Origin of the sequence: Microbulbifer salipaludis (assembly GCF_017303155.1) — a bacterium.
In the GTDB taxonomy this organism is placed as follows: Bacteria; Pseudomonadota; Gammaproteobacteria; order Pseudomonadales; family Cellvibrionaceae; genus Microbulbifer; species Microbulbifer salipaludis.
In genome coordinates this window covers 77,003-90,405 of sequence record NZ_JAEKJR010000003.1, presented here as the reverse complement: position 1 = coordinate 90,405, position 13,403 = coordinate 77,003, and the positions used below count along the sequence as shown (strand labels likewise).

The following is a 13,403-nucleotide window of genomic DNA, read 5'->3' as shown; positions in this document are numbered from 1 at the left end:
GGCAATTTATACAGTAGTCATCCAGTGTCGGCAAGCCCACACCGGGCCTGTACGCGCTGAATTCGACGGCAATCAGTGATACTTTTTTGCACAGGGCAAACCGGCTATGATTCGGCCTCTTTAAATGACTGCCAGAAATGAACAAGTGAGGGGAAAGGGTGAGCATCAAATCCGATAAGTGGATTCGTCGCATGGCTGAAAATGAGGGCATGATCGAGCCCTTCGAGCCGGGCCAGGTACGTCACGGTACATCGGGTGATCGCCTGATTTCCTACGGCACGTCGAGCTACGGCTACGACGTGCGCTGTGCCAGCGAGTTCAAGATTTTCACCAATGTGCACTCCGCCACCGTGGACCCCAAGGCGTTTGATGAAGACAGCTTTGTGGATGTGGAGGGCGACTACTGTGTCATCCCGCCCAACTCCTTCGCGCTGGCGCGCACCGTGGAGTACTTTCGCATTCCACGCTCGGTACTGACCATCTGCCTGGGTAAGTCCACCTACGCCCGCTGCGGCATCATCGTCAACGTGACCCCGCTGGAGCCCGAGTGGGAAGGTCACGTGACCCTGGAATTCTCCAACACCACCAACCTGCCCGCGAAAATCTACGCGAATGAAGGTGTGGCACAGATGCTGTTCTTCGAGTCCGACGAAATCTGCGATGTGTCCTACAAGGACCGCGGTGGCAAATACCAGGGGCAGCGCGGCGTCACCCTGCCGAAGACCTGATCTGACCACGAATGACAGACCTTCCTACCCAGACCGATGTGCTGATCATCGGCGCCGGCGCCGCCGGCCTGATGTGTGCCTCGGTGGCGGGCAAGCGTGGCCGCAGTGTGCTGGTGCTGGACCACGCCAACAAGGTTGGTAAAAAAATCCTGATGTCCGGCGGCGGCCGCTGCAACTTCACCAACCTGTACACGGCGCCGGACAACTTCTACAGCGAAAACCCCCACTTCTGTAAATCCGCCCTGGCTCGTTATACCCAGTGGGACTTTATTGCGCTGGTGGAAAAGCACGGTATCCCCTACCACGAGAAAACTCTTGGTCAGTTATTCTGCGACAACAAGTCCCGGGATATCGTCGACCTGCTGCTTACGGAGTGTCGCGAGGCGAAAGCGCAGATACGCACCCGCTGTGAAATCCAGCGCATCGAGCCTCTCGATGAAGCGCAAGCGAAAGGCTTTGTGGTGCACACCTCGCTGGGGAAAGTGGTGTGTGAATCCCTGGTGGTCGCTACCGGCGGCCTGTCGATCCCCACCATGGGTGCTACCGGTTTTGGCTATGACCTGGCCAAGCAATTCGGCCACAACATCATTCCCACCCGCGCGGCGCTGGTACCGTTTATCCTGAACAAGCGCGCGCTGGCGCGGCAGCAGGAATTGCCGGGCACTTCACTGGCGGTGAATGCCAGCTGTGCCGAGGGCCACTTCCACGAGCAGATGCTGTTTACCCACAAGGGACTGAGTGGCCCGGCGGTATTGCAGATTTCCAGTCACTGGAAAGAGGGTATGCCGGTGACCTTCGATCTGGCGCCGGGGCTGGATTTATCCGACTGGCTCAGCGAACAGCGCGGTAACAAGCAGGAGAGCTTCCTGCACACGGTACTGGCGGAGCTGTGGAGCAAGAAGCTGGTACAGTTCTTCCTGCAGAGAATCGGCCTGGATAGCAAGCCGCTCAAGCATTACAGCGAACAGGCATTAAAAGACGTGGGCGAGAAGCTGCAGACCTGGACGTTGACTCCTGAAGGCACCGAGGGTTACCGCACCGCGGAAGTTACCCTGGGGGGCGTGGATACCAACGAGGTGTCGTCGCGCAGTATGCAAAGCATGAAGCAGCCGGGGCTGTATTTTATCGGTGAGGTACTGGATGTTACCGGTTGGCTCGGCGGATTCAATTTTCAATGGGCCTGGGCATCTGCCCATGCCGCCGGTGGGGAGGTCTGATCAATGGGTGATGTATTGCCATTCAAACGCAAAACCCCTTGGGAAAAACACAAGGGCAGCAGTCTGTGCCGTGATGGGTTTCACAAGTGGGTGGTCGTCACCGAGCGCAAGTTTGATGTGAAGCAGGGGAAGCTGGTCACGGAGTACCGTTGCCAGCGGTGTGGAAAAACCAAGACCGAGTTGCTGTAATTAAAATTACTGTAAATAAAAAGCCGGCACGAATGCCGGCTTTTTATTATTGCGGCCTGAATTACTGCTTCGGCGCCGCTACGCCCATCTCTTCCAGCAGATTATCGGCGTGATCCACTTTCTCCATTACCCACAGCATGTATTCCACATCCACATGGATGGCGCGGGTGTTGTCGTTGAAGTCCCAGTCGGCATTGATGCTGTCGTAGGTGCCGTCGAACACCAGACCGATGAATTCACCCTTGCCGTTCATGGTGGCAGAACCGGAGTTACCGCCGGTGATGTCCACGGTGGTAAGGAAGTTCACCGGCACGGAATCCAGTTTTTCATCGTAGAAACGACCGTAATCCTTGTTCTCAATCGCCTCCAGCAGTGCCTGGGGCGCATCGAACGGGTCTTCACCGGTGTATTTGGCCTCAATACCACGCAGGGTGGTGAAGGGGACAAAGCCGTCTTTGCCATCGTTGCCATCTGCAGCGCCTTTGATAGTGCCGGCAGGCGGGGTGTAGCCTTTCACCAAGCCGTAGGTCAGGCGCAGGGAACTGTTGGCATCCGGGTAAACCGGCTTGCCTTGCTCATTGTAGTAGGCGATCAGCAGGTCCATATACTTCGGGCGTACTTCGGCGAAGCGGCCTTCCATTTCCTTATCGTGCTGTTCGATCGCCAAGCGGTCGTCATAGGTGGCCACCGCCAGCTGAATAAACGGATCGTCACTATTGCGGAATTCTTCCGGTGACTTTTCCATCCACGCGAGGCGACTCTCGGTTTCAGTGAGGCCGGTTTTCTCATACATGGCCGAGAGTTGCTGCTGCAGTGCATCACCACTCAGCCCACTTTTGAAGAAGCTATCGAAACTGCCCAAGCGCTGGTTCTTCGGCAGGGCGTTGTAGCGCTCGATGAAGTAGGTCCAGATGGCCTGATCCACACCCGGCGCGAAGTTGCGCTCAATGCGCTTCATGCTTTCAGTGAAGCGCGTAATGTCCCGCTCCTGATAGCCAGGCTCACGCTCCATGTTGGGCTTCTGTTTTTCCAGGCTCAGGCGATACAGGCGTTGCGCTGCGCTGAGCATGGAGGAGCGGTTCATGTAGCCGAGCAGCAAATCGCGCTCCTGTGTGGACTGCTTTTCGCTGATCAGCTTTTGCAGATCGGCGATGACGGATGCGTACTGTTTGCTGGCTTCCGGGTTGGCGTCGATCCATGCCTGCAGGTCTTTTTCCAGCTGCTGTTTACGGTTCAGCAGGTCGCTGCGGTTGTAACCCTCCATCATGCCGGTGAAGTTTTTGGCGTAGTTATTCAGGCCTGCTACAAGGCTCGCGTACTTGAGTGCTGCATCCTTGTTGTCTTCGGTGGCCTTGCCGATCACCTCGGACCACTCCGCCAGTACTTTCTGCATGGTGGGGTAGTACCAGGTGAAGTTGTTGCTTACTTCCTCTGCGGTGCGGTAGCGGTTGGTGCGCCCGGGGTAGCCGGCCACCATCACGAAGTCACCTTCCTGCGGACCTTTGGTAGACACGGTCAGGTGATGCTTGGGCTGGTAGGGCACGTTGTCTTTGGCGAAATCCGCCGGTTTGCCGTCTGTGCCCACATAGGCGCGCAGGAAAGCGTAGTCACCGGTGTGGCGTGGCCACATCCAGTTGTCGATATCGCCACCAAACTTGCCGATGGAGGAGGCGGGCGCATGTACCAGACGTACATCGCGGATCGCCAGTTGCTTGATCAGGTAATAGCTGGCGCCGCCGTAGTAGCTGTACACCTCGCAGCGGTGGCCCGGGTCGGACTCACATTCGGCCACCAGCGCCTTTTCCGCATCTTCAATGGCCTTGAAGCGGGTGGCTCCGTCCATGCCATCGCTGAGCTTGCTGTTGATCTTGTCCGTGACTTCATTCATGTCCACGGTGACATAAATGCGCGAGCCCGGTGCTGCGGGAACTTCTTCTTCCAGGGTTTTGGCGAGGAAGCCGTTGGCCAACAGGTCGTTGTCTTCAGTGGAGTTGTAGGAGATGGAGCCATAGGCGCAGTGGTGGTTCGTGGCCACCAGGCCTTTGGGGGACACGAATGAGGCGGAACAGCCACCCAGGCTGACCACGGCATTCATCGGGAATTTGGTGAGATCCGTCATGGTTTTCGGATCGAGCGTGAGGCCGAGATCGTTCAGCTTGTCACCCAGCTCCGGCAGCTGGCGGGGCATCCACATGCCCTCGGTGGAGACGCCAGCGGCTGTATCGTCGGAAACGCTGTCGGTCTGTGCTGCTTCCGTGGCAGGGGTATTGTTGCCGGCGGCACCTGCCTGTGATTCGGTTGGATCCGCGGGTTTACCACAGGCGGCGAGCAGGGCGATGGAGAGCGCCAGCCCAAATTTTTGCGTGAGCTTGTTGTTATTCACTGTCATTCCTTCAAGCAGTTTATTGGTGGTCTGCAGGGTTCAATGGCGCCGGGGGTTGTCCCGGGAGCACAAAAAATAAACGGCCACTGTGGCGACCGTAAGCACGGATACTGCCACAGAAGTTCGGTTACTGAAATTATCTGCGTGTCAGTGAGAAGACGCGCTGAGACAAGCCTCCCTCAGTGTAGAATCTACCGGGAAGGTGATTGAAGGGGTGGGAGAACACGATGTTGGACAAGCAGGACCTGGTGGATATTGCGCGCACCAAGATGCCATTTGGTAAATACGCGGGGCGGGTGCTGATCGATCTGCCCGAAGAATATTTGCTGTGGTTTGCGAAAAAAGAATTCCCCCACGGGCGGCTTGGGCACCTGATGGCGCTGACCCTGGAAATAAAAATTGAGGGTCTGGAGGGCCTGGTCAAACCCCTGAAAAAACAATGAGCCCCGCAAGGAGCCCATTGTTCATTCCGTGTGATGTAACCAGTGTGCGCAGCGCTTAACGATAGACGCGACGACCGTAACGATCGTAGTAATAACGACGTTTTTTCTCGCGGTCGTACAGATAACCACCGGCACCACCCAGTGCCGCACCCACCGCGGCACCGCCGGGTCTGCCGGTAACCAGGGCACCGGTTACGGCACCGATACCAATGCCGGTACCGACGCGGCGATCACTATCGCTCATGTTGGCACAACCGGCGGTAGTCAAAGAGAGCGCCAGCGCGGAAGCCAGGCCGGCGTGTTTGAGAGTCTGAAACTGCATAAATACTCCGTCTACGTTTGCTCCGATATCGCAGGGGGAGTGTATGGTCGCCGCCCGGGCCTCCCAACGGCAACGATGGGGGAAAGGCGGACTCGGGATAAAAATGAGAAAAAAGTGTGGGGTGCGCCTGCCCAATCTTATACTGGTAACAGTCCCGGGAAGACTCCCCCATCGCGAGACGAGGTGGAGTGCCAACAACAAGCGGTCCGTAACCGAGACTGGACATGACCGTAAATAGACCCACAGCGGGTGACCACTGATCTGGAATTGATTGATTTCAGCGAGTGAAAGAGCGGGAAGTTTCAGTCAGCTTGATTGGGAAAATGGGGCGAAGCGGTCGACGCAGGTCGGCCGCTTTTCCGTTGTGTCTTCGAGGTGTGCGTCTGTCGTGCATGGCATCCGATGATATTTCGTTGCGAAAGCAAATCGGAAGCTTCCTCCCGTCCGGTGTTCATTCCGGTGAAGATTTGAGCGCCAATAACTGATCCCCGCGTGTGACTTACCTCTCAAGACTGCCTGAGGGGGCTGGTCAGGTCGGCTGGTAGCGGGGTAAGGTGAAAACCTGATGACATCGCTGTCATATTTTTATGAAAAAATGACAGCGATGTCATTGTGCGGGCTGCAGACCGCGCGTCGAGAGGTACCTGTTCAAGAAGTTATTGAATACCACAGTAACAAGCAGTACCGGCATACGCAGTTACATGCCGTTCCATCGAGGGCAGTGAAGCCCGTCGAGGTTTGACGGATATCGCACACCGCTGCCTTCGTTGATAGATCCTTACCCATAAAAGATAACGACAAGGTGACAATCAATGAAAGGGCTCACTCCAAGCCACTGGCGCCGCGCACTCCTGGCGCTCGGTCTCGCCAGCTCCTCTGCCATCGCCGCGCCCGGCGCTCCCACCATCGACTGGATGGAAACCAGCTTCGCCATTATTGAAGTCGATGAGGCGGCCACTGCCTACGAGCAGCTGGTAACGATCAACGACTATGCGGAAGTACCGGTCGCCTGGTCCAAGTGGTCCGGCGATCCGGCGACCACCGCACAGTACCTGCTCAACGGCGAAGTGGTGCTGGAACAATCTGTCAGCGGTGGTGCCACCCAGACTGGCTCCGCGACACTGCAGGTTGCCCAGGGCGGACAATACTCCCTGCAGGTGGCACTGTGTAACGACGATGGCTGCGCGACTTCCGCGGCGAAAGACATCGTAGTTGCCGACACCGACGGCAGCCACCTGGACCCGATCACCGTAAACGCCGGTGAAAACAACCAGCCATACCAGAACACCAGTAATTCAGTGGTGGGCACTTACTTTGTGGAGTGGGGCGTATACGGGCGCAAGTTCTCCGTCGACATGATGCCTTCCTACAACCTGACCCACCTGATCTACGGGTTTATTCCCATTTGTGGTGGCGACGGTATCAACGACAGCCTCAAGGAAATCGAAGGCTCCTTCCAGGCCCTGCAGCGCTCCTGTTCCGGTCGTGAGGACTTCAAGGTTTCCCTGCACGATCCGTTTGCCGCACTGCAAAAAGCCCAGGCCGACCAGACTTTCTCGGATCCCTACAAGGGTAACTTCGGCCAGCTGATGGCCCTGAAGCAGGCCTACCCGGACCTGAAAATTCTGCCTTCCATCGGCGGCTGGACCCTGTCCGACCCCTTCTATTTCTTCAGCGATGCGGCCAAGCGTAAAACCTTCGTCGATTCCGTCGAAGAATTTATGCGCACCTGGAAATTCTTCGACGGTGTGGATATCGACTGGGAATACCCGGGTGGCCAGGGTGCCAACCCGAGCCTCGGCGACCCGGCGATCGATGGTGAAACCTATCGCCTGCTGATGCGCGACCTGCGCGCCATGCTCGACGGCCTGGAGCAGGAAACTGGCCGTAAATACGAGCTCACTTCTGCAATTGGTGCAGGCTCCGACAAGATCGAAGATGTGGATTACACCGATGTACAGCAGTACATGGATTACTTCTTCGTAATGACCTACGACTTCTACGGCGGCTGGAGCAACGAAGTACTGGGTCACCAGGCTGCTCTGTACGCGCCAACCTGGCGCCCGGATACCGACTACACCACCCACAACGGCATCCAGAACCTGCTGGGCCTGGGTGTTGATCCCGGCAAGCTGGTGGTGGGTGCCGCCATGTATGGTCGCGGCTGGACCGGTGTTTCCGGCTGGACTGGCAACGATCACATGACCGGTACCGCCACCGGCATGGTGAGCGGCACCTGGGAAGATGGGGTTGTGGACTACCGCGATATCGTCGGCCGCATCGCCACAGGCGAATGGGAGGAGTATTACGACGCGGCCGCGGAAGCGCCGTATATCTTCAAGCCGAGTACCGGTGACCTGATCACCTACGACAACCGTCGTTCGGTGATGGCCAAGGGCGCCTATGTACAGTCCAACAACCTGGCCGGTCTCTTCTCTTGGGAAATCGACGCCGACAACGGCGACATCATGAACGCCATGCACGAGAGTCTTGGCCACGGCGATGGCTTCGACAATCGTGCACCGGTGGCGCGCGCGGGTGGTGACCAGAGTGTCGATAGTGGTGCCAGCGTTACCCTTGATGGCAGCACCTCCAGTGACCTGGACAATGACCCGCTGAGCTACAGCTGGACACAGGTTTCCGGTACCAGTGTGACCCTGCAAAACGCCACGAGCGCTGCCGCCAGCTTTATCGCCCCAGCGGTGACTGCGGACGAAGAACTGGTGTTTGCACTGACCGTCTCCGATGGCGCCGCTTCAGACTCCGATCAGGTTTCTGTGATGGTGGCCGCGGACCAGCCGAACCAGGCACCCAGTGCCGATGCTGGTGCCGACCAGATCGTGATCACGCCGGCCACCGTCACCCTGAGCGGTGCCGCTTCCAGTGATCCCGAAGGCGATGCTCTGACCTACAGCTGGACCCAGATCTCCGGTGCCAGTGTCAGCCTGAGCGATACCTCTGCGGTCAGCCCGAGCTTCACCGCCGCAGAAGTCGCTGCCGAGCAGGAGCTGGTATTTGAGCTGAACGTCAATGATGGCTCGCTGAGTGACGCTACCCCGGATCAGGTCAGCATCTTCCTGCTGCCGCCGGATGCGAACACACCGCCGGAAGTTTCCGTACCGGCACAGGTCACTGTTCAGGAAGGTGCCAGCACTTCCATCACCGCAACCGGCAGCGATGCCGACGGTGATGCGCTGACCTACACCTGGAGCGGCATGGCCAGTGGAAGCGGCGATACCATCGTCATCACCGCACCGCAGGTGGAAGCCGATACTGATTTCACCCTCACGGTGACCGTGAGCGATGGTATCGACAGCGCCAGTGCCAGCGTCACTGTGACCGTAACCAACAGTACCGGTGGTGGTGGCTGTGACATGACCGACCCGAATGCGGGTAACTTCCCCGCGTGGCAGTCCGGTAGCACCTACCTCGGTGGTGATCGGGTGAGCTTTGATAATCTGGTGTGGGAAGCCAAGTACTGGACCCAGCAGGAGCCCGGCTTCAGTGCTGCCGACTGGAAACTGGTCAGCGATGTGGAAGTGCCCTGGAATGCCAGCACCGCCTACAACGGGGGTGACGAAGTGAACCACAACGGCAAACGCTACCGTGCCAAGTGGTGGACCCAGGGGCAAGACCCGAGCAGTTCTTCCGACTGGGAGGAGATCGGCGACGCAACCTGTAACTAAGCAGTAAGCAGCAACCAGAGGGCGCCACGGCGCCCTCTGTTCTTTTCGATGTTCTTTCGACAGATCTTAAAAATAACCTGAGAAAACACTATGAAAAGGCAATTACTGAGCTTGCTCGTACTCGGGCTGCTCGCGTTCGAGGCAGCGGCGGTGGACTGCAGTGCCCGCCCACAATGGGAGGCGAGCGCCATCTATGTGGGTGGCAATTCGGTACAGCACCTGGGCAACGCCTATACCGCCAACTACTGGACCCAGAACAATGACCCGGTAACACACTCGGGCACCTGGGCGCACTGGAAGTACGATGGTGCCTGCGATGGCGGTTCATCCTCAAGCTCTTCTTCCAGCTCGTCCTCGAGTTCGTCTTCCAGTTCCTCCTCAAGCTCCTCAAGCTCCAGTGGTGGCTCCGGTGGCGGTTCCTGCACTTCGCTGCAGTACGTGGCGGGCACCAGTTATGTGGCAGGGCAATTGGTACAAAACGTTGGGCAGGAATTTCAGTGCAATATCGCCGGCTGGTGTTCCTCCAGCGCGGCCTGGGCCTATGCGCCCGGGGAGGGCGCCCACTGGGAAGATGCCTGGAGTCAGGTTGGCAGCTGTGGCAGTTCTTCCTCCAGTAGCTCTTCCGGTGGCGGTTCCAGCTCATCCTCCAGCAGCTCCGGTTCTTCTAGCTCTTCGGGCGGATCTTCCTCTGGGGGCAACAGCGGCCTGCTGCCGAAGCACGCATTGGTGGGCTACTGGCACAACTTTGATAACGGTTCCGGCCTGTACAGGATTAGCGAAGTCTCCGATGTGTGGGATGTCATCGTAGTGGCGTTTGTGGACGATGCGGGCAACGGCAATATTGCGTTCAACCTGGATCCGGGGCTCGACAAGCAGCAGTTTATTGCCGATGTGGCCGCCAAGCGCGCGGCGGGCAAAATCGTGATTGCTTCCTACGGAGGCGAGAAGGGCACGGTAACGCTGAACACAGAGGAGAACGTGGCTAACTTCGTCAACAGCACGGCGGCGATGATTGACGAGTACGGCTTTGACGGTATCGACATCGACCTGGAATCCGGCGCTGGTGTGATGCATGGTGCACCGGTGATCCAGAACATGGTGAATGCGGTCAAGCAGTTAAAACAGCGTTATCCCGGCATGTATCTGTCTATGGCCCCAGAGCACCCCTATGTGCAGGGCGGCTATGTGTCTTACACCGGTATCTGGGGCGCGTACCTGCCGATGATCGACCAACTGCGTGATGAGCTGGACCTGTTGCATGTGCAGCTGTACAACAACGGTGGGCTTGCCACGCCGTACCGCGGGCAGGCGTATGCGGCCGGCTCGGTGGATATGATGGTGTCTTCGGCGCTTATGCTGATTGAGGGCTTCCCGCTGGGCTACGGTAACGCCGGCTTCTTTGAAGGGCTGCGCCCGGAGCAGGTAGGCCTGGCGCTCCCCTCAGGGCCCCGCGCGGCAGGTAGCGGTTTTGCCACCACTGGGGATATCAATCGTGCGCTGGACTGCCTGACCCAGCAGCTGAACTGCGACACGCTGACCCCTTCACAAGCGTACCCGACCTTCAATGGTGTGATGACCTGGTCCATCAACTGGGATATGCACGACGGGGGAATCTTCTCGGGCCCGGTGGGTAGCCACGTGCACAACCTGCCGTAACAAGCAATGGAGGCGCCATTTCATCTTTCGAAGGAAATGGCGAGCACAAAAAAACCCGGCATTTGCCGGGTTTTTTGTTTCAGGGGAGATGCGCTTAGCGATCTTCCACAGAAACGTAGTCGCGCGCGGTGTAGCCGGTGTACAGCTGGCGCGGGCGGCCGATTTTGTACGGGTTGGAGATCATCTCGTTCCAGTGCGCAATCCAGCCAGCGGTACGGCCGGTGGCGAAGATCACGGTGAACATGTCGGTGGGGATTCCGATCGCCTTCATGATGATGCCGGAGTAGAAGTCCACATTCGGGTAGAGTTTCTTCTCGACGAAGTACTCGTCTTCCAGCGCGATCTTTTCCAGCTTTTTGGCGATGCGCAGCAGCGGATCGTTCTCGGCACCCATGGCACCCAGTACTTCGTCGCAGATGCCTTGCATCACGCGGGAGCGCGGGTCGAAGTTTTTGTACACGCGGTGACCGAAGCCCATCAGGCGGAACGGGTCGTTCTTGTCCTTGGCCTTGGCCACGTACTCGTCGATACGGCTCTCGTCGCCGATCTCCTGCAGCATGTTCAGTACCGCTTCGTTGGCGCCGCCGTGTGCCGGGCCCCACAGGGTGGCGATACCGGAGGAGATACAGGCGAAGGGGTTGGCGCCTGAGGAGCCGGCCAGACGCACGGTAGAGGTAGAGGCGTTCTGCTCGTGGTCGGCGTGCAGCAGGAAGATCACGTCCATGGCCTTGGCCACAACCGGGTCGATCTTGCTCGGCTCACAAGGGTTGCCGAACATCATGTGCAGGAAGTTCTCGGAGTAGCTGAGGCTGTTGTCCGGGTACATGAACGGCTGGCCCTTGCTGTGCTTGTAGCACATGGCGGCCAGGGTCGGCATCTTGGCAATCAGGCGATCCGCAGAGATCTTGCGGTGTTCGGGATCGGTGATGTCGAGGGAGTCGTGGTAGAAGGAGGCGAGGGCGCCGACAACGCCGCACATCATGGCCATCGGGTGGGCATCGTAGCGGAAGCCCTTGAAGAAGTTGACCAGAGATTCATGGACCATGGTGTGGTTCATGATGCTGTTGACGTATTCCTTCTTCTGCTCGGGGCTGGGCAGTTCGCCATTCATCAGCAGGTAGCAGGTTTCCAGATAGTCAGACTTTTCCGCCAGCTGCTCGATGGGGTAGCCGCGGTGCAGCAGTACGCCCTTGGCGCCATCGATATAGGTGATCTTGGATTCACAGGAGGCAGTGGACATGAAGCCCGGGTCGTAGGTAAACAGGCCCTTGCTCGCCAGGCTGCTGACGTCAACAACGTCGGGACCGGCAGTGCCAGAGTAAACCGGCAGATCAAAGGGGGCATCAATACCGTCTACCGTGAGTTGAGCTTTCTTGTCGGACATTGTGGACTCCTAAAAACTATTCTTTTGCCAGCTTTCTTATTTCCACACAAATCACTGGATGATCTCGGTGATTCGACGGCCCGGATTGGGGCGCGCTCCGCGCTCACCTGTGATCACCTTTTTATGGGTAAGGCGGTTCAGGTGGTTTCTGTACGCATGCATCACCCGGAAAGTGCCGGATTCTGCGGGCTCGGAGGGCCTTCGTTGGCGGCATCCGGCGCGGATATGGGGCTAGCGGGCTTTTGAGCGCGGCCAAACTTAAGTGCCACGCCACAAATTGTCAAACCAAATTGAAATGGCTGGCCGGTTCTGCACCCGCAGGATCTTCGGTGCTGGGCGGTAGTGGCAGGGATTTTGCCTGCATGAAAGGTAACGGAGAGCGGAATCTGGCGCGGAAAATCGGTTCCGCTCAAATGATCGTTTCATACCATGGTCGAGTGTGTGGCACGGATTGCAACTGGTACAAAGCCGCCACAACGGGCAGGCGGTTCGTTGTGTTTTGAAGTTTGAATGCCTATAATCCGCGCGGCTTGCGCCGTGGTAAGACCACTTTGTACAAGACCTCTACAGGTTGTATGTATAGTAATCAGCAAGCTCGCCCGCACTCTCAACTTTTAACGGGCGCCCCGTCTTTCAGGGCAACAAGGTGTTTTTCCTGTGAACAAAAACAGACCTGTCAATTTAGACATTTCTACTATCAAGCTCCCTGCATCCGCGTTGGTTTCTATTCTGCATCGTATTTCCGGTGTGGTGCTCTTCGCCGTGGTCGCACTTCTTTTGTATATGCTGGATTCCAGTCTGGAATCTGAGCAGGGTTTCCAAAAAGTCGCCGACTCCTTTTCCAGTGTGCCGGCCAAACTGGTGTTGTTGGCTGCACTGGCTGCGCTTATTTACCACCTGATCGCGGGTGTGCGTCACCTGTTGATGGATGCAGGCGTGGGTGAGAGTCTCGAGGGTGGCCGCCGCGGCGCCGTCATCGTGCTGGTGCTTTCTGTTGTGCTCATTCTCTTGGCGGGGGTTCTGGTATGGTAAAGGCGGTTACTGGTTTCGGCCGCAGTGGTCTGTATGACTGGTTTATTCAGCGTATCAGCGCTCTGGTGCTGGTGGCTTACACCCTCTTTATAGTGGGTTTCATTTTTCTCTCCAAAGACTTCAGCTACGCCAGCTGGTCCGCGCTGTTCGAGCAGCGCTGGGTGCGAGTATTCAGCTTGGTGGCGTTGCTCTCCACAATTGCCCACGCCTGGATTGGCCTCTGGTCCGTGGTTACTGACTACCTCACCAACCGGATGATGGGCGGCAAAGCGACCGTTCTGCGTATCCTGGTTGAAGTACTGCTGGGCGCGGTCGCCGTGTTCTATGCGGTGTGGGGCATTGAAATTTTGTGGGGTGTGTAAG

At 57.7% G+C, this 13,403-nt stretch carries 11 protein-coding genes; 8 read left to right on the top strand and 3 right to left on the bottom strand.

Going from position 1 to position 13,403, the window contains the following annotated elements; all coding sequences use genetic code 11:
* The first annotated feature begins 158 nt into the window (after positions 1 to 158).
* Genes dcd through JF535_RS15640 form a run of 3 tightly spaced genes read left to right on the top strand, consistent with a single transcriptional unit; the run spans position 159 to position 2,134 of the window.
* The gene (gene dcd, locus JF535_RS15650) at positions 159 to 728 is read left to right on the top strand and encodes a dCTP deaminase (protein WP_066962746.1); all 570 of its coding nucleotides are present in this window, start codon (positions 159 to 161) and stop codon (positions 726 to 728) included.
* 11 nt (positions 729 to 739) lie between these two features.
* Positions 740 to 1,945 (top strand): BaiN/RdsA family NAD(P)/FAD-dependent oxidoreductase, encoded by a 1,206-nt coding sequence (locus tag JF535_RS15645; protein ID WP_207004015.1) that lies wholly within the window; start codon positions 740 to 742, stop codon positions 1,943 to 1,945.
* 3 nt (positions 1,946 to 1,948) lie between these two features.
* Positions 1,949 to 2,134 (top strand): hypothetical protein, encoded by a 186-nt coding sequence (locus tag JF535_RS15640; protein ID WP_066962752.1) that lies wholly within the window; start codon positions 1,949 to 1,951, stop codon positions 2,132 to 2,134.
* A gap of 61 nt (positions 2,135 to 2,195) precedes the next feature.
* Here the strand turns inward: JF535_RS15640 and JF535_RS15635 are convergent, their stop codons facing one another.
* A complete protein-coding gene (locus tag JF535_RS15635) occupies positions 2,196 to 4,517 on the bottom strand; it encodes a S46 family peptidase (RefSeq protein WP_422880019.1) in 2,322 nt (773 codons plus the stop codon).
* A 227-nt stretch (positions 4,518 to 4,744) separates the two neighbouring features.
* Between JF535_RS15635 and JF535_RS15630 the strand changes: the two genes are divergently transcribed.
* The gene (locus JF535_RS15630; protein ID WP_207004011.1) at positions 4,745 to 4,960 is read left to right on the top strand and encodes a DUF3820 family protein; all 216 of its coding nucleotides are present in this window, start codon (positions 4,745 to 4,747) and stop codon (positions 4,958 to 4,960) included.
* Between the two features lie 55 nt (positions 4,961 to 5,015).
* Here the strand turns inward: JF535_RS15630 and JF535_RS15625 are convergent, their stop codons facing one another.
* Positions 5,016 to 5,282: a hypothetical protein gene (locus JF535_RS15625; RefSeq protein WP_207004009.1), complete on the bottom strand. Its 267-nt coding sequence runs from the start codon at positions 5,280 to 5,282 to the stop codon at positions 5,016 to 5,018.
* An 812-nt stretch (positions 5,283 to 6,094) separates the two neighbouring features.
* Here JF535_RS15625 and JF535_RS15620 point away from each other — a divergent pair.
* Positions 6,095 to 8,968 (top strand): glycosyl hydrolase family 18 protein, encoded by a 2,874-nt coding sequence (locus JF535_RS15620; RefSeq protein WP_242524051.1) that lies wholly within the window; start codon positions 6,095 to 6,097, stop codon positions 8,966 to 8,968.
* A gap of 90 nt (positions 8,969 to 9,058) precedes the next feature.
* On the top strand, positions 9,059 to 10,624 hold the full coding sequence (locus JF535_RS15615) for a glycosyl hydrolase family 18 protein (RefSeq protein ID WP_207004006.1): 1,566 nt from the start codon (positions 9,059 to 9,061) through the stop codon (positions 10,622 to 10,624).
* 94 nt (positions 10,625 to 10,718) lie between these two features.
* Here JF535_RS15615 and gltA read toward each other — a convergent pair whose 3' ends face one another.
* The gene (gene gltA, locus JF535_RS15610; RefSeq protein WP_066962764.1) at positions 10,719 to 12,008 is read right to left on the bottom strand and encodes a citrate synthase; all 1,290 of its coding nucleotides are present in this window, start codon (positions 12,006 to 12,008) and stop codon (positions 10,719 to 10,721) included.
* 657 nt (positions 12,009 to 12,665) lie between these two features.
* On the opposite strand from gltA, the gene sdhC reads away from it, so the two are divergent.
* Both sdhC and sdhD read left to right on the top strand, forming a co-directional pair.
* Entirely contained in the window at positions 12,666 to 13,040 is a 375-nt protein-coding gene (sdhC, locus tag JF535_RS15605; protein WP_207004004.1) for a succinate dehydrogenase, cytochrome b556 subunit, read from the top strand.
* On the top strand, positions 13,034 to 13,402 hold the full coding sequence (sdhD, locus tag JF535_RS15600; RefSeq protein ID WP_207004002.1) for a succinate dehydrogenase, hydrophobic membrane anchor protein: 369 nt from the start codon (positions 13,034 to 13,036) through the stop codon (positions 13,400 to 13,402). Before sdhC ends, sdhD begins: the two co-directional genes overlap by 7 nt.
* Position 13,403 lies beyond the last annotated feature (1 nt).